The 21,389-nt window shown below is 41.3% G+C and carries 20 protein-coding genes; 7 read left to right on the plus strand and 13 right to left on the minus strand.

Going from position 1 to position 21,389, the window contains the following annotated elements; all coding sequences use genetic code 11:
- Nucleotides 1-12: 12 nt before the first annotated feature.
- The 6 genes from MD536_RS10865 to MD536_RS10900 form a co-directional block, all read right to left on the minus strand.
- The gene (locus tag MD536_RS10865; protein WP_239598947.1) at nucleotides 13-417 is read right to left on the minus strand and encodes an arsenate reductase ArsC; all 405 of its coding nucleotides are present in this window, start codon (nucleotides 415-417) and stop codon (nucleotides 13-15) included.
- Nucleotides 418-422: 5 nt separating this feature from the next.
- Entirely contained in the window at nucleotides 423-869 is a 447-nt protein-coding gene (gene arsN2, locus MD536_RS10870) for an arsenic resistance N-acetyltransferase ArsN2 (RefSeq protein ID WP_239598949.1), read from the minus strand.
- Nucleotides 870-898: 29 nt separating this feature from the next.
- Nucleotides 899-1,744, minus strand: coding sequence for an arsenite methyltransferase (locus MD536_RS10875; RefSeq protein ID WP_239598955.1), 846 nt, complete (start codon nucleotides 1,742-1,744; stop codon nucleotides 899-901).
- 66 nt (nucleotides 1,745-1,810) lie between these two features.
- Nucleotides 1,811-2,152 carry an ArsR/SmtB family transcription factor gene (locus tag MD536_RS10880; protein ID WP_239598957.1) on the minus strand — a complete coding sequence of 114 codons (342 nt, stop codon included), beginning with the start codon at nucleotides 2,150-2,152 and terminating at the stop codon, nucleotides 1,811-1,813.
- 184 nt (nucleotides 2,153-2,336) lie between these two features.
- Nucleotides 2,337-4,709, minus strand: coding sequence for a helix-turn-helix domain-containing protein (locus MD536_RS22080; RefSeq protein WP_317208119.1), 2,373 nt, complete (start codon nucleotides 4,707-4,709; stop codon nucleotides 2,337-2,339).
- Between the two features lie 69 nt (nucleotides 4,710-4,778).
- Entirely contained in the window at nucleotides 4,779-5,129 is a 351-nt protein-coding gene (locus MD536_RS10900; RefSeq protein WP_239598959.1) for a single-stranded DNA-binding protein, read from the minus strand.
- Nucleotides 5,130-5,315: 186 nt separating this feature from the next.
- Here MD536_RS10900 and MD536_RS10905 point away from each other — a divergent pair, with 186 nt between their 5' ends.
- Nucleotides 5,316-5,741, plus strand: a complete 426-nt coding sequence (locus MD536_RS10905; RefSeq protein WP_239598961.1) for a hypothetical protein — start codon at nucleotides 5,316-5,318, stop codon at nucleotides 5,739-5,741.
- On the opposite strand, the gene MD536_RS10910 is transcribed toward MD536_RS10905, so the two are convergent.
- The gene (locus MD536_RS10910; RefSeq protein ID WP_239598963.1) at nucleotides 5,688-6,146 is read right to left on the minus strand and encodes a hypothetical protein; all 459 of its coding nucleotides are present in this window, start codon (nucleotides 6,144-6,146) and stop codon (nucleotides 5,688-5,690) included. The two genes, MD536_RS10905 and MD536_RS10910, sit on opposite strands and share 54 nt — an antisense overlap.
- A 122-nt stretch (nucleotides 6,147-6,268) precedes the next feature.
- Here MD536_RS10910 and MD536_RS10915 point away from each other — a divergent pair, with 122 nt between their 5' ends.
- Nucleotides 6,269-7,540, plus strand: a complete 1,272-nt coding sequence (locus MD536_RS10915; RefSeq protein ID WP_239598965.1) for a serine hydrolase domain-containing protein — start codon at nucleotides 6,269-6,271, stop codon at nucleotides 7,538-7,540.
- On the opposite strand, the gene MD536_RS10920 is transcribed toward MD536_RS10915, so the two are convergent.
- A complete protein-coding gene (locus tag MD536_RS10920; protein ID WP_239598967.1) occupies nucleotides 7,537-8,364 on the minus strand; it encodes an amidohydrolase family protein in 828 nt (275 codons plus the stop codon). The two genes, MD536_RS10915 and MD536_RS10920, sit on opposite strands and share 4 nt — an antisense overlap.
- Before the next feature lie 33 nt (nucleotides 8,365-8,397).
- On the opposite strand from MD536_RS10920, the gene MD536_RS10925 reads away from it, so the two are divergent.
- The 3 genes from MD536_RS10925 to MD536_RS10935 all read left to right on the plus strand — a co-directional run bounded on the left by MD536_RS10925 (nucleotide 8,398) and on the right by MD536_RS10935 (nucleotide 11,887).
- Complete coding sequence (locus tag MD536_RS10925) at nucleotides 8,398-8,973, plus strand: AraC family transcriptional regulator (RefSeq protein ID WP_239598969.1); 576 nt, start codon at nucleotides 8,398-8,400, stop codon at nucleotides 8,971-8,973.
- Between the two features lie 80 nt (nucleotides 8,974-9,053).
- Nucleotides 9,054-9,629 carry a helix-turn-helix domain-containing protein gene (locus tag MD536_RS10930; RefSeq protein WP_239598970.1) on the plus strand — a complete coding sequence of 192 codons (576 nt, stop codon included), beginning with the start codon at nucleotides 9,054-9,056 and terminating at the stop codon, nucleotides 9,627-9,629.
- On the plus strand, nucleotides 9,626-11,887 hold the full coding sequence (locus MD536_RS10935; RefSeq protein WP_239598972.1) for a heavy metal translocating P-type ATPase: 2,262 nt from the start codon (nucleotides 9,626-9,628) through the stop codon (nucleotides 11,885-11,887). The genes MD536_RS10930 and MD536_RS10935 overlap by 4 nt, the downstream gene beginning before the upstream one ends.
- 89 nt (nucleotides 11,888-11,976) lie before the next feature.
- Here MD536_RS10935 and MD536_RS10940 read toward each other — a convergent pair whose 3' ends face one another.
- The 4 genes from MD536_RS10940 to MD536_RS10955 all read right to left on the minus strand — a co-directional run bounded on the left by MD536_RS10940 (nucleotide 11,977) and on the right by MD536_RS10955 (nucleotide 19,052).
- Nucleotides 11,977-13,389 (minus strand): MFS transporter, encoded by a 1,413-nt coding sequence (locus MD536_RS10940; RefSeq protein WP_239598974.1) that lies wholly within the window; start codon nucleotides 13,387-13,389, stop codon nucleotides 11,977-11,979.
- A gap of 135 nt (nucleotides 13,390-13,524) precedes the next feature.
- Entirely contained in the window at nucleotides 13,525-14,859 is a 1,335-nt protein-coding gene (locus MD536_RS10945; protein ID WP_239598978.1) for a TolC family protein, read from the minus strand.
- A gap of 11 nt (nucleotides 14,860-14,870) precedes the next feature.
- A complete protein-coding gene (locus MD536_RS10950; RefSeq protein WP_239598980.1) occupies nucleotides 14,871-17,966 on the minus strand; it encodes an efflux RND transporter permease subunit in 3,096 nt (1,031 codons plus the stop codon).
- Nucleotides 17,967-17,987: 21 nt separating this feature from the next.
- The gene (locus MD536_RS10955; RefSeq protein ID WP_239598982.1) at nucleotides 17,988-19,052 is read right to left on the minus strand and encodes an efflux RND transporter periplasmic adaptor subunit; all 1,065 of its coding nucleotides are present in this window, start codon (nucleotides 19,050-19,052) and stop codon (nucleotides 17,988-17,990) included.
- Nucleotides 19,053-19,610: 558 nt separating this feature from the next.
- Here MD536_RS10955 and MD536_RS10960 point away from each other — a divergent pair.
- The gene (locus tag MD536_RS10960; RefSeq protein WP_239598985.1) at nucleotides 19,611-19,826 is read left to right on the plus strand and encodes a heavy-metal-associated domain-containing protein; all 216 of its coding nucleotides are present in this window, start codon (nucleotides 19,611-19,613) and stop codon (nucleotides 19,824-19,826) included.
- Nucleotides 19,827-19,917: 91 nt separating this feature from the next.
- The gene (locus MD536_RS10965; RefSeq protein ID WP_239598991.1) at nucleotides 19,918-20,991 is read left to right on the plus strand and encodes a flavin reductase family protein; all 1,074 of its coding nucleotides are present in this window, start codon (nucleotides 19,918-19,920) and stop codon (nucleotides 20,989-20,991) included.
- Nucleotides 20,992-21,008: 17 nt separating this feature from the next.
- Here MD536_RS10965 and MD536_RS10970 read toward each other — a convergent pair whose 3' ends face one another.
- The gene (locus MD536_RS10970; protein WP_239598993.1) at nucleotides 21,009-21,347 is read right to left on the minus strand and encodes an HPF/RaiA family ribosome-associated protein; all 339 of its coding nucleotides are present in this window, start codon (nucleotides 21,345-21,347) and stop codon (nucleotides 21,009-21,011) included.
- Between the last annotated feature and the right edge of the window lie 42 nt (nucleotides 21,348-21,389).

The raw sequence follows: 21,389 nt of genomic DNA on the forward strand, positions 1-21,389 counted from the left end.
TTTCGTTTTCAGTTAAGCTACGGCAAGCTTCGTCAGGAGGGCTTTCACCTGCTCGCGAATATAATCACGAACTTCATTGAATTGAGCCGGCTCCATATGTTTGGGGTCAGGAATCTGCCAGTCGATGAATTCTTTGGCAGGCATCCAGGGACAGGCATCACCGCATCCCATGGTAACAACTACATCAAAGGGTGCAAATTGTTCAACTTCCTGGAGCGACTTTGAATCATGTGTGGTCAGATCGTAGCCCAGTTCTTTCATGGCGGCGATAGCTTTTGGATTTACCACTCCGCTGGGGCGACTGCCGGCACTGTACGCTTCCACTTTTTCTCCACCAAGCATCCTGGCAAAGGCCTGGCTCATCTGGCTTCGATTGGCATTTTCTACACAAACAAACAGCAGTTTCTTTTTTTCCATATTGATTACTGGGTAATTGTTTTTCGCATAATCACGGAACTTGCCGGACATAAACCATTCATCTCTTCTGAGCTGGCTACGGAATCCGGTAATTCGGCTTTCGTAATTAGTTGAAAACCTTTTTTACTGAAATAGGATTCGGCAGTATTGGTAATCAGGTAGAGCTCAGACAATAATAGCTTTTTTGCCAGTTGCTCTACCTGATCCACCAGGCGACTTGCAATTCCCTTATTTCTGTATTCCGGTAAAACCGTCATAGAGCGCAGTAATCCATAAGGAGTATACAGATCCATGCCAATTACTCCGATTGCAATACCTGTTGCATCCGCGATCCAGAAATTTTCCAGGTCTCTTTTAAGATCTTCAGTTGGCAATCCGGCAGCTCTCAATAATGCGACCACAGTTGCATACGCTTCTGGCTCCGCCTTGTTGATTTTAATATCCTGATTCATGTTTGCAATCCTTGTTTTGCGCGATGAGATTAACAACAACCACTGCCTGGTTCACAGCAGGCGGCTGGTTTTTCTGCATAGACCGTAATACTTTTAATGGCAACTTTTCCGGTCTTGTATTCGATGATTTCTTCCTCACTCAGGTAGTTTTTCAGAATCTCTTCCGGAATGGTGATCAGCTTTTCTTTTTGAAGCTTGATGTTTTTAAAACCTGCTTCTTGAATATGGTTCAGGTAATCGGATTGCTGGATGGAACCACTCACACAACCAGCATACAGCTCAGCAATAGCTTTCCATTTTTCAGGGAGCTGTCCGTCGAGTACGATATCCGAAATAGAGAAATGAGCACCGGGTTTTAAAACGCGGAAGATTTCTTTAAAGACTGCTGGTTTGTTGGGAACAAGGTTCAGCACACAATTGCTGACAACAACATCGGCCGTATTGCCTGCAACCGGCATTTGCTCAATATCACCCAGTCTGAATTCAACATTATTGAAACCTAATTTATCAGCATTTGCACGCGCTTTTTCAATCATTTTTTCAGTGAAATCGATACCGATCACTTTGCCTTTTTCTCCAACAGCCGAGCGGGCGACAAAACAATCGTTACCGGCCCCACTTCCCAGGTCGATCACAGTATCGCCTTCTTTGATCTGAGCGAAAGCGGTAGGTAAGCCGCAACCTAAACCCAGGTCGGCATCCGGTGCATAACCTTTTAGTTGTGTATAATCATCGGCCATGATAGAGTAAACTTCGTCTCCGCAGCAGGAACTGGTAGCGCCGCAGCAGGAGGAAGCATTTTCAAGAGTGGACTGTTCTGCGATGGCGCTATAGCGTTCGCGAACCAGGGATTTCAACTCGTTTTCTGTTTGCATATGATGAAAGTTTTAATTGTTTATAGATATGCTTGATTGAATTATTACGCATAAATCGCAACTGTACTAACTGCAGCAGCCGGCTGTTTTCTGGCGGGTTTCGATGTCTTTAAAAAAGGAGGAGAAGGAATCAATTGCTTTTCTAAAGGCGGATTCATTGATGCAATAGCAACTCTTTGGTCCGTCGATTGTTCCCGCGATTAATCCAGCCTCCTTGAGTTCCCGGAGATGTTGAGAAACAGTGCTTTGTGCCAAAGGCAGCACATCTACCAGTTCTCCGCAGATACATTCATTGCGTTTAGCCAGTTCTTTTAAAATTGCAATCCGGGCGGGGTGAGCCAGTGCTTTAGCCATCGTAGCCAGTGCCTGTTCTTCCTGTGAAAACGCTTCTTTTTTATTGATCGCCATACTTTATCGTTTTTATACGATGAATCAAGGGAAAGAAAAAGGCCATAGGCCTCCTTTCATTATCAAAGTATATCGCAAATATACGATTTAGAATAACATTCCAAAATTATTTTTCCGCCGTGCTTTCTCCATCTTCCATTCTCCCTTTCTTCCGTCTCCTTTGTTTCCTTTGTTTCCATTCTTCCTATTTCCTTTCTTCCCTTTCTCCATCTGGCATTCTCCCGTATCCTTTGTCTCCGGTCTCCTTTGTCTCCTCTTCCATTCCTACTTTCTTCCCTTCCCCCCTTCTTCCATACGCCAGCGCCGCCTTGATTTCAGTATATGAAATCGACTCACCCAAGTATTCCTTAAGTGGTCCTAACTGGCTTGAACCCAGTGCTTCCTTTCCTGCCAGCACCAAAGATCTTACCTGCTCTTTTACCAGTAAATCCGGCTCCAATTCACCTTCCTGGATTCCTCTTACCAGGTGGCCTTCTATAGTAGAATAAGCAAGATGTCGCTCCGCTGCAATTTCTGTGATTGACCTACCCTCCTTACACAATGAAATACTCTCACGGTAAGAACTGCCTGTTTCCTTCTTTTGACCGGGATTAGTGTTTCTTTTGGTTTCCACTTTTGAAGAAACTTTCGGTCCCTCATCAGCAAGTTGATTAGCTGGAACCATGGTATCCTCCAATTCTGCTTTTTGCAGATTCAATTGTTGAATGAGCTCACTTATTGTCGAAGTAGCTAAACCCTGCTGGAGAGCGGTAGCAATATCTACAGACTGCTTCAATTTTTGATATCTTATCCGGATCGCTTCTGACAGATTTCTCAATTCCCGCTGGTATTTGGTGAGTCGCGGTTCTTTTTTCATTGCAGTTGCATGTGCTTCCACCAAGAGCTCCAGTTCTCCAAACAATCCATTGAAATAATGAACCGCATCTTTGGTTCTTTGAAGTAAATAATCCCGATCCATGGCGGCTCCCTTTTCAAACTGAAGGGAAAAATGATGCGCTGTTTTATTGGCTACCTGCTGCACAATCTGCAGTTTTCCATTAAGTTGCTGATAAGCCTCCAGCATCTTGTATTTGGATACACTGTTTTTCTTTTCAATCTCCTGGAACCAGTCATCCGTTAATGCTTCCAATCCTTCCAATTTAAAGCAGCGCAAAAAGTAGTCGTTCACATAAGCAGCTTCAGCCTCTTTCAATGCCTGCTCCAACTCATCTTCAGGAAATTCCACCTTGGTATAGGTAACCACCCGTTCATCTGTCTGGATTGCTGCCATCGGAATACGGGTCTTTAATACCAGTCCCTCCAGGCCGGTTAACCTGCTGAGTGCAACATATACCTGCCCCGGTGCAAAGGCTGCTCCCGCATCTACAATTGCCCTGTCAAATGTCAGTCCCTGGCTTTTATGAATCGTAATCGCCCAGGCCAGCCTAATTGGATACTGAGAGAACGTCCCTAATTCTTCTTCATCAATTTTATCTTTTGCCTTATCCAGCTTATACCGAATATTTCTCCAGGTCTCCTTTTCAAGGATGATGGAATAGTCTTCTTCAGGGAAGCGCACTTCGATCTGCTCATCTTCCAATGATTCAATCACTCCAATTTTCCCATTGTAAAAACGACGGAATTCACCTTTGTCATTTTTAATGAACATTACCTGCGCACCCAGCTTCAATTCCAATACTTCTTCCGCCGGATACGCCTTCTCACCAAAATCACCGGTAATCTCTGCTTCGTATCGAAAGACTTCTCCACTCAGGCGGTTTAGTTCCTGCTGGTTAATTGCATCCGCGCGACTGTTATGGGTACTCAGTGTTATATAATATTTGCCAGGTTCAGGTTGAAACCCTGGCTGGTAATGCGCATGAAGGGCATGCCATGCAATCTGATCCATCAGGTTATTTCGAATCTTATTCAGCAATTCAATAAACTCCTGGTCTGTCTGACGATAAATCTTCTTTAACTCTATCAGAAAAGGATTGGCCTCTTTTATAACCTGTGCATCAAAGAAAAACGGACTGTTATAATGTTCTTTCAGGTGAACCCATTCCTTTTCAGAAACTACTGGTGGTAACTGCCAGAGATCACCAATAAACAAAACCTGCACACCCCCAAATGGCTGTTGTGGTTTTTTTCGAATAAATCGCAAAACCGCATCCACTGCATCCAGCAGATCTGAACGGACCATACTTACTTCATCAATTACCAGCAATTCCAGCTCCTGGAATAATTCTTTTTTTGAGTGTGCAATCCGAAGATTCCGCAACATACTGGCCCTGTTATTAAATAACTGTTCGCCTGTATCGGGAATAGGACCCACCGGAACATAGGCACCCAACGGCAGCTGGAAAAAAGTATGCATAGTTACTCCACCAGCATTGATGGCAGCCACACCGGTTGGTGCAACCACGGCCATTTTTTTTGTGCATTGTTCCCGGATGGTCTTCAGAAAACTTGTCTTTCCTGTGCCTGCCCGTCCCGTTAGAAATACAGATCGGTTGGTATGCAGTATAAAGCGCAAGGCCAAATCCAATGGCTTGTTTGTCAGATCCCTCGTAGTCATCGCTGTAAATCTACAGATAAGATACTATGTCTGAATAGCTCACGCATTCAGACATAGTATCACCACCAATCAGACCTCCGCCTTTTTCGCCTGGCGAATCAGACTCAGTTCCAGCACGGTTATCTCTGTAACATAGCGCTTCAGCCCTTCCTTATCTACATAACTGCGATAGGAAATCTTGCCCTCAATGGATACTTCTGATCCTTTCTGCAGCTCCTGCTCCACTTTATCCGCCAGCTTGCCCCAGGCAACCAGGTTATGCCACTGCGTTTCAGTAACTTTTTCCCCTTGGGTCGTCTGATACGTATCATTGGTTGCCAATTTCATATGCGCAACTTTCTTGCCTGTAGTCGTTTCCTTCATTTCCGGATCAGCTCCCAAATGACCGATCAGGAATACACGATTGTTCTTTTCACTCATGACTCATTGTTTATGCGGATGTTTCATCCGCCTGGTTATTCAATTAAAATTTTCGGCGCCGTTAACTCTGTAAATATGGATGAAAGAAATGCCAGCAAAAGAATGGTAAGTGATTAAAACAAAAGAAAACCGTTATTAAACGCTTGTGGTGCAAAAAGCGAGCGGTTATCTTGTTCAAAAAAACGTATGAGTTTTACAGAACCAACCCGCTATTGCTTGTGGTGCAAGGATCCTCTTCGTGGCAGATCCGATAAAAAATTCTGCGATACCAGCTGTCGAAATGCTTTCAACAACCAACAGGATCATTCCACCGCTCACCTGATCAAAACGATCAATTACGTATTAAGAAAAAACCGGGCGATCCTGGCTGAACTGTTTGAAATGGCAGGCGAAACAGCAACCTTCCCTGCTGCTGTTTTACTATATAAAGGATTTCAGTTTCAATACCATACCGAAGTACAACATGCAAACAGCCCGGCACCGTTTTATATCTGTTACGATTTCGGTTACCAGGCTGTGAATGAAGAACTGGTACATATTGTACCCGTATCAAAAGAATTACTTTGCTCTTGGCATTCGGGCAATGGAACGGGGAGGAGGAGCGGGATTTAATACTGCCTTGATCTCATGTATCTTCATCTTATCCGCTGATTTTACCTGCACCGGAATACTGGAAAACGCTTTCTTCTTTTCCATCTCCTTATGCAATTCATATTTGGTATCCGCCGGCCCTAATATGATCACCGACTCCACTTTATTCATTTTTCCCACTACCGATTTCAAAAACGCTTTGCGCTGTTGCTGCAATTTATTCTGCGCATGTTTCTCCTGGTTCAAGGTTGCCCCAAACAATCGGTTCTTATTGGATCCTTCCCCATCAAACCGAACCCGGGTATCAATTTCAGACTGGACTGATTCCGTACTTACTTTTCCTTCTTCATCTTTACAGGCGATCACCGCTTTTTGTAAATCAATCCAGATGGCATACTGTAAACAATTCGTTGTTTTCTTTTTCATACCGCTGATTTTGTGAAATAAAAAGTTACGATTTTTTTATGGCATGATAACTTGATGCGTAACCCAATCCAACTGATTGTAGTCATACCAGTCAGAAATTTTTATCATACTCAAATCTTATCATGAAAAAGATCCTGGCTCTGGCTCTATGCCTTTGTACCCTCATCAACAGTTTCGCTCAAACGGCAACCACTGAAAGCTCATTGGAAAACCTGGCTCAATCGTATATAACAGCTCATAACAATACCGATACCCTGCAGTACCAGCAATGGATGACAGGGACACAGTTGGATGCAGCCGCAAAGTCCCGAAAAATACAGGGCTTCAAAAATGGTTGCAGAATGGTTGGTCCTGTGCAAGCTATGCATTCACAATCCCTTTCCGACAGTAGTATACAACTTCTTGTTAAAGACCAGCAATTTGATGCCTGGTGGAAAATAAGGATCTATGCCAACTCAACTGGGCAATTCAAAGACAGAACCCTGCAGCCGCATCGCTTCAGTACCGAACTGATTCAAAAAGGCAAGCTGACCAATGAATCCATCCAGGAACAACTTGATAACTATCTTAGTCAAAAACTGCAACCCTTTTCCGGGGAAATACTTATCACAAAGGGACCAGCAACTATCTATCATAAAAAGATTGGCAACACAACCAGCTATGGCCTCGCCTCTCTCAGCAAAATCTTCGCTGCTACTGCCATTCTCCAATTGCGCGACCAGGGTAAACTTTCGCTGGATGACAGCCTCGCCAAACACCTGCCCTTCATTAAAAATCCGGCAATCCGTCTTCTCACTATCCGGCAACTGCTTACCCATAGTAGCGGGTTGGGTGATTTTTTTGAACAACCGGAATATCATCAGCTTAAATCCACATTGAAAACAGATCTGGATTTCCTGCCCATTCTGGAAGCAGATAAACTGCGTTTTACACCCGGTACACAATGGCAGTATAGCAATAACGGTTTTGCATGGCTCGGTATCCTGATCAGCACAATCACCAAACAACCCTATGAAGAATATCTTAAGCAGGCAATTTTTACTCCCGCTCAAATGAACCATACCAATGTGCCAAATGGTTCCGGCGGCGGTGTATCCACCGTTGATGATCTCAACAAATTTGCTGATGCCTTGCGCACAGAAAAACTGCTCAGTAAAAAGAGTAACACAGAATTATTAACCTTCACCTTTAACGAAGAATACGGCTTAGGCTCTGAACATGCTCAGATCGGGAAAGAACATATTATCGGTCATAGTGGTGGCTTCATAAAAGTTTGTACCGAACTCAATATCTACCTGCAATCCGGCTACAATGTCATCATCCTATCAGATGTCGACCCACCCTTTGCGCATTTCTTATCCAATAAAATAAAGGAATTACTGATTCGCGATTAGAGTCCGTAAAAGCGAGTAGCATTACCACCCCAGAAATCCTGCTGCTCCTGTACACTCAAGTTCTGTACATAATCAGCAGCCAGATTCACTACATCCCGATAGGATCCTGCAACCAGACATACCGGCCAGTCGCTGCCAAACATCAGTCGCCGCGATCCGAATGCCTCCAGCGCCACATCCAGGTAGGGACGAATCTGTTCTGGTGTCCAGCTATGCCAGTCGGCTTCTGTAATTATACCGGAGATTTTGCAGTAGCAGTTGTCCATCGCGCCCAGCGTATACATCAGCTTGCGCCAGGCATCGATCTCACCTGATTTGATATAAGGCTTTGCGATATGATCAAGCACGAAGGGCTGCGCCGGACAGATTTTTACCAACTCAACAGCCGCTTCCATTTGGTGAGGTTTGATCAGTATATCATACGTAAACCCATACTTGCCCAATTGCCGAATGCCTCTGACTACTTCCGAACGCGATAAGTAATCAGCAGGCTCGGCCTGGGCAATATGCCGGAATCCTTTCAGCTTGGGTAAGTCTCTCAATTCATCCAACTGGTCTTCCAGATCAGCCGCCAGTAAATCCACCCATCCTACAACACCTTTGATAAAAGGATTTGCTTCAGCGGCAGAAGTGAACACCATATTCTCCCGCAGGTTCTGGTTTACCTGCACCAAAACCGTTCCATCGATCCCGGCTTCCTGCAACAATGGTTCCATATCTGCAGGAGTAAAACTTCGTTGAATTACAGCCATAGAGTCATCAATCCAGGCATGTTGAACCGGGTCGTACTCCCATATATGATGATGTGCATCGATCTTAAGCATGATTCTAAAATACTATGATTTACATTTGTAACTATGGAAAAGCACCTATTTATTAAAAATATGGTTTGTGACCGATGCGTGATGGCGATCCGGCAGGAGTTGGATAGATATCAGATTCCTTACAATCATATTCAACTGGGTGAGGTCCATTTAAAATCTGAACCAGATAAAGCCAACCTGGATGCCTTCCGCAGTTCGATCGAAAAATTAGGATTCGAAATACTGGACGACCGAAAATCAGCCATCGTTACAAAAATCAAAACGATTATTCTTCAACTTATCAGAGGAAAAGATCAGGTTGAGCTGAACACCAAACTCTCCGTCCTGCTATCAGAGCGTCTCAATTTGGAGTATCATTACCTGTCCTCACTCTTTTCAAGTATTGAAGGAATCACCATTGAAAAATATATCATTGCGCAACGCATAGAAAGAGTAAAGGAATTGTTATTGTACGACGAACTTTCCTTAAGTGAAATTGCTGATAACCTGGGATATAGCAGTGTACAGCATCTCTCCTTGCAGTTTAAAAAAGTTACCGGATTAACACCCAGCCATTTCAAAAAACTGAAAGAAAATAAGCGTAAACCCCTCGATCAGGTAGGCAGATAATTTTATAAGCCGCTCTACTTATTGTATAACAATTACTGATTCTACAGTCCTGAACTTTGCTCTATCAAATTGTTCAGGACATGAAACAACAACTTATTATAAAAGGGATGGTTTGCCAGCGGTGCATTAGCACTGTTCGTGACCAGTTAAGCTCATTACATATTGAGCCAAAAGTCGTAGAGTTGGGTGTCGTTCATATGGAGAACCCAATTCATCCGGCAGAAATGCTTTCACTTAAAAAGCGGTTGGACCAGGTAGGATTGTTCGTGCTGGATGATAAGCAGGATCTATTGGTCCGAAAAGTGAAGCAGTTGGTAGCGGAAGTATATTCAGGTGATTTTCATTTCCCTTACAATTTCAGGTTCTCTGATTTGGTGGAAACTAATGTTGGCAAACCATATGATCAGGTCAGCAAACTTTTTTCCTCCCTGGAGAATACAACCATTGAAAACTACATCAAACAATACCGGATTGATAAAATCAAAGAGTTGATGGCATATAGCAAAAACAGTCTCTCTGATATTGCATTTCGGCTTGGTTATAGTAGCACGGCACATTTATCCAAACAATTTAAAGATACCACCGGATTGAACCCTTCTTTTTTCAGAGAAAAAAAAGTCGGTAATCATTCCTTCATTCCAACAGAATTATTATGAACACGATAGCAATTAAATCCACCGACAGCAAACAAGATAAAAAAATAGTAAAAGCCAGTTTTCCAGTCCTGGAAATGACTTGTGCTGCCTGTGCAGTAAGTGTAGAATCCATGTTGAAATCTGTAGAGGGCGTAGCAGATGCGGGCGTAAATTTTGCCAATCAGTCTGCCTGGGTTTCCTATAACCCGGCATTAACTGGTCCCGATCAATTTCAACAGACCGTTCGGTCCATTGGATATGACCTGGTAATCGATACAGAAAACCAGGATGATATCAAAGAAGCTGCTCAGCAAAAACACTATCAGCGGGTTAAAAAAAGAACCCTTTGGTCTTCTGTTCTATCGTTGCCAATTGTAATCATCGGTATGTTTTTTATGGATATGCCCTATGGTAACTGGATCATGATGGTTCTTTCTACGCCAGTGGTTTTCTATTTTGGTGGTCATTTCTTCGTGAACGCCTGGAAGCAGGCAAGAAACAAGAAAGCCAATATGGATACCCTGGTTGCATTAAGTACCGGGGTTGCCTGGATATTCAGCACATTTACAACCATCTATCCTCAATTCTGGCATAACCAGGGCTTACATGCACATGTATACTTTGAAGCAGCGGCGGTAGTAATCGCCTTCATTTCACTCGGTAAACTGCTGGAAGAGAAAGCCAAATCAAACACTTCTTCTGCACTGAAAAAATTAATGGGATTGCAACCAAAAACAGTAACGCTCGTTAAAAGCGATGGATCCTTTACTGAAATACCTATCCTGCAATTAAAAGTCGGAGAAAAAGTATTGGTTAAACCAGGTGAAAAAATTCCTGTGGATGGGGAGGTAGTAACCGGAGAATCCTATGTTGATGAAAGTATGATTAGTGGTGAACCGGTTCCTGTTTTAAAATCAGCCCGTGAAAAAGTATTTGCTGGTACTATCAATCAGAAGGGCTCCTTCCAGTTTGAAGCCCAAAAAGTAGGTGCGGACACCATACTGGCACAGATTATCAGAATGGTACAGGAAGCGCAGGGTTCAAAAGCACCCGTACAAAAACTGGTGGATAAAATAGCCGGCATATTTGTACCAATAGTTATTGGGATCGCACTTCTCACATTTCTTTCCTGGATGGTTTTGGGAGGTGAAAATGCATTGACACATGCGCTATTAACTGCTGTAACCGTACTGGTAATTGCCTGTCCATGTGCATTAGGATTAGCAACCCCAACGGCCATTATGGTTGGAGTTGGCAAAGGAGCTGAAAATAACATTCTTATAAAGGATGCGGAAAGCCTGGAACTGGCGCATAAAGTGAATGCTGTGGTGCTGGATAAAACCGGAACCATTACAGAAGGAAAACCAACGGTGGAGCAGTTACTATTTGCTGAAAACAGGGCGAATCAAAAAATGCTTGAGCAAATTCTTTTATCAATAGAAAAATCCTCAGAACATCCTCTTGCAGATGCCGTAGTTCGACATATGGAAGAACAGGGAATAACACCCGTGGCAGTTGAGAAGGTGGAAAGTCTAACTGGTCTGGGTATACAAGCAACTTACCAAGGTGAAACTTATTATGTCGGAAATCTTCGATTACTGGAAAAGAATGGGATAACACTACCCAATGCTTTAAAGGCTGAAATCAGCCGCATGCAGGAAGCTGCCAAAACCGTCATTCTCTTTACCAATCAGCAGGACCTTCTTGCGATTGTTTCCATAACGGACAAAATCAAAGAAAGCTCTGCACTGGCGATCAAAAAACTTCAAACAGCCGGCATTGAGGTGTACATGTTAACAGGGGATAACATTCATACTGCTGCTGCGATAGCAAGGGAAGTAGGCATTAAAAATTACAAAGCAGAGGTAATGCCAGCGGATAAAGCGGCTTTTGTAAAAGAACTACAGAAAAAAGGCACTGTGGTGGCAATGGTTGGAGATGGCATCAACGACAGTCATGCGTTGGCTACTGCGGATGTAAGTATTGCCATGGGTAAAGGTTCTGATATTGCGATGGATGTGGCCAAAATTACCCTGATCAGTTCTGACCTAAACAGCATTCCGAAAGCCCTCAAACTTTCTGGTAAAACGGTAAGGGCCATCCGTCAGAATCTGTTCTGGGCATTTATTTACAATGTAATTGGGATTCCTATTGCTGCAGGTGTTCTTTATCCGGTTAACGGCTTTTTACTGGATCCGATGATAGCAGGAGCAGCCATGGCACTTAGTTCAGTAAGTGTAGTCGCAAACAGTCTGAGGTTGAAATATTCATCATTGTAGTAGTAACTGGCAGGTATAAAAAAGGAAAGCTGTCCAATAAGGGCAGCTTTCCTTTTTTATATCTGGATTAAATCAAATGGGCAGGACTTTTACTTAGCTGTTTTTATTTTCATAATAGAAAGTACTCCACCAATTGCACTAAGTAAAGCAGCAAACAAAAATGCATAACTAAAACCTGCATTTAATGCTTCTGTCTCATTTACACCTTGCATTAAAGCACTATTTGTTTTATATCCTGATAAAACAACAGCCAGCGCTAACCCTAAGGCAGATCCTACCTGGTAGCTGGTATTCACTATTCCAGATGCAAGTCCAGCATCCTCCTGTTTTGCACCTGATATGGATGCCATAGTTGCCGGAATATAGGCCAAAGACATACCCAGAGCACCTAAAATAGAAGCCGGTAATACATCGGTCATAAATTTTCCAGATGTAGTAGCCGTGCTAAACAACAGTAGTGAAATGGTTAGAACTACTAATCCAACAAACAAATTCTGCTTAAACCCAAATTTCTGAATCAGTTTTCCACTTAATCCGACCATTATTATCATAATTGTAATGGTCATAGGTAATAAGGCAATACCGCTATAAAATGGATTTAAACCTAAAATTTGTTGTAAATATAGATTTACAAAAAACCAGAGTGGAATCCAGGCTCCAGCAAGTAATCCGGTAATCAGGTTTCCGGCAGTAAGATTGGTTGTTTTAAAAATAGGCAACGGTAATAATGGCTCCTTCGTATTTTTCTGCACCCTCACGAATATCATAAAAAGTAAAACTGAGAGTACAAAAGTTCCTACAGTGGCAAGAGAAGTCCAACCATTGGATTCAGCAGAAACAATTGCATATACCAAACTAATCAACCCACCGGTAGATAGTACAGCACCCACCCAATCAACATTGCCGATAGCTGTACGACCCGATTGCAAATAGCGCTTAGAGAAAAACAACACAAAGGCTGCAATTGGGATGTTCACAAAGAAAACCCATCGCCAATCAAGCCATTCAGTAATTATTCCACCTAAGAAAACGCCCGCTGATCCCCCTGCTGCAGCAGATGCGCCCCAAAATCCAAAAGCTTTACCAAGTTCTTTCGGATCTGTAAACGTAGACATAAGCAAAGTCATAGCCGATGGTGCAATAAGCGCAGAACCAACACCCTGCAGAAATCTTGAAATATTCAAATGAGTAGAAGTGGAGGAGATTCCAGCAATCATAGAAGCAATCAACAGGATCCAAAAGCCAATAATAAAGATTCTGCGTGCACCATAAATATCTGACAGCTTGCCGCCTAATAATAAAAGGGATCCAAATGCAACTACATAGGAATTAAAAATCCATTGTAAGCCATTTTGTGTATAATTAAGCTCCTCTTTTATGGCAGGTAATGCAACCCCTATAATAGAGGTATCCATAATAACGAGAAATTGTGCTGCGCATAGTAAAAATAGAGAAGACCACCTATTCTTATAATAGGTATCCGTTTTAATTGATGTGTTCATGTTTTTTTACACGAAACTAAATTTGGCAGGAGCCTGGTTACTTATACTAAAGCATGAAAGATTTATACAGTTGCAAGCAGTAAAAAAGGGCAGGTTTTTAATAAAACCTACCCTCAACAATCATTCAAAAGTTACTCACTTTAATTCCAGCAAACCAACTGCTTTTCTAATACGAAGATCTACCAGTCTTATATTATACTTCCACAATAGCTCCTGAAGTTTTGCATTTGTAATTCCTAACTCAGCATCCGTCAACTCAAGCCGATTTCCTAGCCCGTTTCGGTATCGATCGTTCATCATAGAATAGTTAATTTGGGCAGCTTCTGTTCTTTGTTTTTGAATAGACAATTGTGTATACGCCTCTTTCAAGTTCAACTTAAGAGAAACTACTTCAGTGCTTATTTTATTCTTCAAATCCTCAAGCGCCAATTCATGTTGATTTATACTGATTAAACCCTGTCTTTCTTTACTTTTCATTTTGCCACCCGAATAAACAGGAACACTTAAACGAACCCCAGCAAAAGATGTTCTCGGTAAGCTGTAATTCCAAAATTTTAAATTATCTGCCTGATTTTGTACCTGGTATTGGCCGATAAATGAAATCTGAGGTTTAAATAGTGACCGTGAAAATTTTAATTCCTGTTTACTCTTTTCAATTAATTTAGTCTGAACCTGGAAATCCTTTCTGTTTTCGATTGCTATTACATTATCCATTTCAGTTTTTGTAGTAGGAATTTCAACTAAAAGAAGGCTGTCAATACACTCGATCTGTAAACTGTCATCCAAACCCATAAGATTCTTCATTTGAATCGATAACACCTGAATGTTGTTCTGTAACGATGAAATAGAAGCTAAAATACTCTGTATGGAGATAAAATTACTCAGTGTATCTGTTTTTAAATTTTTTCCCTGAAAAAATAAGGAACGGGAGTCCTTTAACGCCATTTCATTTCGATGCAGGCTTTGCTTCAACACATTAATCTGTTCTTTCTGATAAAGTATGATAAAATAGGTGGTAGCAATTTCAAAGGCAATTTCCTCCTCGGCTACTTTGCTGTTTAACTTACTTAAATCATAGTTGATTTCAGCCAATCGTATATTATTCTGAACAGCCGGATTATAAATTGGCAGATGTGCCAATACAGTTGCGTCAAATGCATACCGACCTCCAAACCTAGTATCCTGAATCTTAGGATCAAGTGATTCATTCCGGAGATAAATTACCGGGCGTTCAGTATAAACCTGGTAACTACTATTGAGGGTTACTGAAAGTTTAGTATTACTTTCTGCTTCCATTTTAAATTCGGCCGCTTTTTTACTTTCCAGCACTTTAATTTGTAGCTGGCGATTTCCCTTGGCTGCTAAATTCAAGGATTCCTGTAAACTGAGCGTTCTTACCTGAGCATTTAAACCAGGTCCGTTTAAAATCAAAAGGAAGAGGGAACTTATTATATAATAAGCGTATTTCATAAAAATATATTTTAAGAGATGTCGGTGGTAAGATTGGAATCAATTTCTTCAACAGCTACTTTCGTTTTTACTGCAGAGAAATAGGAATAAATGGCAGGAATAATAAACAGAGTAAGTATTCCAGCAAATACAAGTCCTCCTGTAATTACAATTCCAAGTGATTGTCTGCTATTATTTGTTAGAGCAATGGGAAGCGCACCAAATATCATAGCCAGGGAAGTCATTAAAATTGGTCGGAAACGTTGTTCTGCAGCATGGGTAGCTGCTTCAATTCTAGACATTCCCGTTTGTTTTAAATGATTGGCAAATTCAACAATCAGAATTCCATTTTTTGTTATAAGACCTATCAACGTAATAATTCCAATCTGACTAAAGACATTCAGGCTCTGATCAAACCAATACAGGCTGAGCAAGGCTCCAGTGATGGCCATTGGTACTGTTAACATAATGATCAGTGGGTCCCGCAGGCTTTCAAATTGAGCAGCCAGGATCATATAAATCAGCAGCAAGGCCAGTATCAGCGTAAAACTGATATTCCCCTGGCTTTCTTCGTAGTCTCTCGATTGGCCAGCCAAACTTGTTTTAAAATTTTTACCCAATACTTCTTCTTTGATTCTATTCATCTCCTGAATACCATCCGCTAAACTTACTCCCGGAGCCAAACCAGCGGAAATGGTGGCAGAAGTGTACTGGTCATACCTATAGATAGCAGCCGGACTAATTCCTTCATCAACTGTAACAAGATTATCTACCGATATCATTTGTCCATTTGATGAACGCACATAAACAGACCTAAGATCACTGATATCATCTCTCTTGTTTTTTTCAACCTGACCAATTACTTCGTATTGCCGATCGTTTAATAAAAAATATCCATACCGCTGACCTGAAAAGGACAATTGGAGGGCTCTTGCCACTTCTTGTATTGATACCCCCATCAAGGCAGCCTTTTTACGATCTATGTTGATTTTTATTTCTGGTTTGTTAATCTTGAGGTCAGCATCTACGAACATTAGCTTTTTACTCTGTCTTGCAGCATTCAGAAAAGCTGGCAAAACCGCTGATAAACTATCAAGACCAGGTGCCTGTAAAACAAACTGAACCGGCATACCACCACCATATCTGGTACCGATTGTTGGGGGTAGATAAGGGAATAACAATATATCTCTGAAATTTGCGGAGGCCATTCCATATTGATTGTATAATTCCTGTATGCTTTTCTTTCTTTCCTTCGGATCTTTCAAATAGATTGATTGAACTGCAAAACTTGTTGGAGCTGGTGCAGGAATAAAAGAAATGGCCACCATGGAATAGGTTTGATAAAGCCCATCCGTTGAATCATTTACATACTTGCCGACCTGGATCATGTTTTGTTTCATTTTCTCGAAAGAAACACCTTCAGGCGCGATAGCAATCAAACTCATATTACTCCGGTCTTCAATTGGAGCCAGTTCAGAGGGTAATTTTTTACCAACAAAATATATCAAAGCCGCGGTTCCGATCAGAAAAACAAATGCCAACCAGCGGTACCGCATAAAAGCTTTTAACCAGTTAGCATAGCCCTGATTCAACCAGAGAAAAAATGGCTCTGTAGTTCTGTATAGCCAATTGTGATTTTCCTGTTTTTTAAGCAAATAAGCACTAAGCATGGGTGATAGGGTCAGGGCAACAAATGCTGATACAAGCACTGAGCCTGATACTACTATTGCAAATTCTTTAAACAGTTGTCCACTTATTCCACCCATAAAAATGATCGGCATAAATACTGCCGCCAAGGTGATGGTGGTAGAAATAACCGCAAAATAAATTTCCTTGCTTCCTGCAAATGCAGCCTGGATCGGATTCATCCCTTCCTCCACTTTCTTATAGATGTTCTCCAATACAACAATGGCATCATCAACTACTAATCCTATCGCCAGTACCAAACCCAGTAGCGTCAGTACATTAATAGAAAACCCTGCTATGTACATAATGAAGAAGGCCGATAATATTGAAACCGGGATCGCAATTACTGGTATTATGGTAGATCTCCAGTCCCTTAAAAACAGAAAGATGATTATTACAACCAGCCCGAATGCAATAAGCAGGGTTTCTTCTACTTCTTTGATAGACTCTCTTACCGGCTTGGTAAAATCAAATCCAACAATCAACCGGTATTCAGAAGATATTTCCTTTTTTAGCTGGTCCAGTCTTTTATAGAACTCATCAACAACTTCGATGGCATTTGCGCCGCGTTGAATCTGAATGGCTACCCCAACTCCAGTAGTATTCTTGCCCCCAGTTTCATTGATAATTGCATTCCTTTCATTAAGCTCTCCCAATTCAGCAAAGCCAATATCTTTTAACCTGATCACTGAGCCATTGACTTCTTTAATAATCATTTCATTAAAATCCGCAGCTGTGCTTAGTCTGCCCAATGTGCGTACACTTAATTCGTTGGCAGCACCTTCGATTCTTCCAGAAGGTAAATCAATATTCTCCTTGGCCAGAGCAATCCGAATATCTTCAGGCGTTAACTGATACGCTGATAATTTTACAGGATCAAATCGAAGACGCATGGCATATTTATGTTCTCCAACAATAGCTACCCGTTGAATACCAGGAATAGATTGCATACGATCCTTAATTACCGTAGAGGCAAGGTGGCTAACCTCTTTGATATCCTTCGTATCACTTTCCACTTCCAGAAAAGCTACCAGGTTATCAGGAGAGGTTGACTTTTCCACAATAGGAGGATCTACATCCGCCGGAATTTGGTTCTTTGATTTTGAAACCTTATCACGTACATCATTTAACGCATCCTCCAAATCTATATCCCTGGTAAACTCAACAGAAATTACACTTACCTGTTCCCTTGATTCAGATGAAATAGTTCTTACTCCATTTGCCTCTGCAATTGCCTCTTCAATTGGTTTGGTGATTTTTGAGGCAATAACATCCGGACTGGCACCTGGATAAAACGTTACTACAGAAATGACCGGTGGTTCTGTTAATGGAAATTCCCTGACTCCAAGAAATCTCCAACCAACGATACCTGCTATCACTATAAGTGCAGAAAATACTGCAGCAAGTACCGGCTTCTTAATACTTAAAGAAGGTAAACTCATAAAATTATATTTTACTTGGAATTATTTAATGCCTGCAATTGAAACAGGCATATTGTCTCCTGCACGAAGCATATTACTGATCATCACGGTATCACCTTCCGCAATTCCATCCGTAATTCTTACCTCCTGGTCTGTACGGTTCTCAACTTTAACCGGACTCAATTTTGTCTTACCCTCCTTAACCAGGAAAACATTATAACCTGTTCCCCCCGGAATTAATGCTTCAGTAGGAATTAAAATTGCCCTTTCATGTTCTTCCGATGTAGTAAAGAATATTTTAGCAGACATTCCTGCCCTGATGTCCTCTTTGTTTGATTCAATAAGCGCCAGAACTTTTATAGTCCTGGATGATTCATTCAGATTTGCTTCAGCTGAAGTAATAATTGCATGAATTGGCTTGGCACTTGTTTCTGTTTGAAAACGTATGCGTTTGCCATTTTTTACAAGGGATATGTACTTTTCTGGAACAGTAAACTCTATTTTTGTATTGGCCCTTTCAACCAAAGTAACCATTGGCATTCCCGGACTTACCAATGTTCCTTTAAATACTTTGGAAATGCCTACTATGCCATCAAATGGCGCATGAATGACTGTTTTTGATAACTCTACCTGTACTATATTCATAGCAGCTTCAAGTGACTGAAGCTTTGATAATGCTATATCGTATTCTTCCTGACGTACTGTTTCAGTTTTCAATAATTCCCTCAGCCGGTTTTCGCTGATTCTTGCCAGATTCAACTCCGCCTTTACCTGACCCATTCTCGCAAGTATGTCTGCATCATCCAGCTTATAAAGTAGTTGTCCCCTATTTACACTCGACCCATCTTTAAAATAAACCTGTGTAACTTTTCTGGACAACTCACTCATGATGTCAACTGTCCGGTTAGGAACGATTGAACCTGCAATGGTTTCTACTTCGTTTAACTGCAATTTTTTGGCAATAGTTACATCTACCGGAAGCGAGGAAGCCGGAACAGGGGCTGGTGTCTCCTCTTGCTTATTTGCTGATGTTCCAGAACCACATCCAATTACTGTAAATAAGATACCTATTACAGTGAAGGTTTGTATTACATTTAGCTTGTGCATTTGATCATTTTTTATAATACAAAGCTATCATTGGCGGAACCCTTTCATATTATACTATATCCTTTCTTAGTTATATTATTCAAAGCATAAAAAAGCCTCACATGATGGTGAGGCTTTTTTTAAAGGATAAGGTTTAAATATTGCAAAAACCCAATATCATCTGATGAGTAACCATATTCTATTTTATGATTTACCGGGTGTGCTGAAGGAGGTGAATACTGTTTTGCTTTAAAATTGGGCAGGTATCCTGTAGAAATATTACTGGATAAAAGGAAAAGAGTCAACAATCCGAACCTTCCAATTTTGAAAACATATATATTCCTATTATTCACTTTGAAATATTTAAGCAGGCAAACTTAGACCGGATACAACTGCCCTTTTTTATATCCAAGCATATATTATTTATACTATTTCAATCAACTTCCTCCAATTCGGTCTATCATAAAATATTACACTTTATAGTAGTAATTGTATAACAATCGCCTTACAAGGCCATCCTACCTTTGTGTCAGACATTTAAGAGAATTATACTCACTAAAAGATTTAAATAGAAAAACCATGGAAACGTTGAAATTCAAAACAACCATCAAATGTTCCGGATGTATTGAAAAAGCTACTCCGTTTTTGAATGAAGCAGTTGGTGAAGACAATTGGGAGGTAGATGTTACCGATACCAGAAAAGTATTAACAATCGTGAATGAAAAGAATATTGCAAAAGAAGATGTGATCAAGGCTGTTTATGATGCCGGATACAAAGCAGAATCGCTGAGTTAAAACTGGATGAGTGGTTATGGTTGTTGAAGTAATGGTTAGGTTATCAAAATGCCTAACCATTTTTATAACTATCCACCATTAAATCTTTCTTATGTCAAGTGTTATTCCAACCTATACCTGGATGACGGCAGGTATCATTAGAGAAACAAGTCAAAGTATAACGATCCGGTTTAATCCGAACGATACGAATTTTAGCTTTCTGCCAGGTCAGTTTATCAATATTCATCTTACCGTACATGGAGTACCGGTTGTTCGCTCGTATTCATTTAATAATTCCCAGACAACTGATCCCTACCCTGCCATTACTGTAAAAGAAGTTCCAAATGGATTTGTCAGTAAATACCTGGTTGAGCATGCAGAAAAAATAAGCAGTTGGCAGGTATCCGGCCCATTTGGTACGTTCTGTTTGGATGAGCATGCCCTTAACCAGGAGTACATTGTTCTGATTGGTGCAGGTAGTGGAATTAGTCCCCTGTTTTCAATACTGACGCACCTGCTGAAAACTACCGGCTTACGCATCCTTCTCATATATAGCAATAAAACAAAACAGGGTACCATTTTTAGCCAGCAATTGGAGAGATTGGAAGCAGCACACCAAGACCGGTTGGTAATCTGGCATGTTATTACCGGAGAAAAAGCTGCCAATCAGCCACAGCAAAAAACAATTTTTGAACGGCTGAATAAACTCACGTTAAAGAAACTCCTTAAAAATCAAATTGGAACGCATCTATTACAAGCAGCCTTCTACATTTGTGGCCCCATTGAGTTCATTCGCCTGGCAGATGCTACCTTGCTATCCCTACAAATCCCTCAACGTTCCATCTATATGGAGTATTTTAATCCCACTGAAATGGTGAATAGTTCTATAACCTTACCGGAGAGTCCGTTAGAAGTACTGCTTCATCACTATGAACAAACCAATCTACTGGATGTGATTCCCGGCAAAACAATACTGGAGGCTGCTCTTGAAGACAGAATACCACTTCCTTATTCCTGTAAAAATGGAACCTGCGGCATTTGTACAGCCAAATTACTGGAAGGACAGGTATACATGAAAAACAATTTCATCCTGAGCGAAGACATGGTTAAGGATGGCTTTGTACTTCTTTGCCAAAGCCACCCACTCGATAACCAGGTTACTGTTGATACGACACCCATGGCATGACCAAACGGCCGTGTCCATCAGGCCTTATTCAAGGTACGATTCGGCACCTTTTTCTTTCTGGCATTCTGCAATTGTGTCTTGCGAATACGCAAACGACGCTTGGCAGCATCCAGTGCCTTCAATACCGCATCTTCAAAAATGGATGATTTGCCTTTCACATATTCATCTTTACCCGGTACCCGAATGTTCAGGGTACACAGCACCACTTCTTTGGAACCCTTCACCTCATTAACCAGGGTCACTTCCACTTCCTGGATGTCTTTGTAAAAACGCTCCAGTGCAGTGGTTTTCTCAGTAATAAAAGTCTTCAGCGACGGGCTGATTTTGTGCGATGGAGACTCAATTCTGATTTTCATATCCAATGCTTTTGGTTCCTTGCAAACTACTTCATGTGCCCT

The sequence above is a fragment of the Flavihumibacter cheonanensis genome (assembly GCF_022352215.1).
GTDB classification, from domain to species: Bacteria; Bacteroidota; Bacteroidia; order Chitinophagales; family Chitinophagaceae; genus Flavihumibacter; species Flavihumibacter cheonanensis.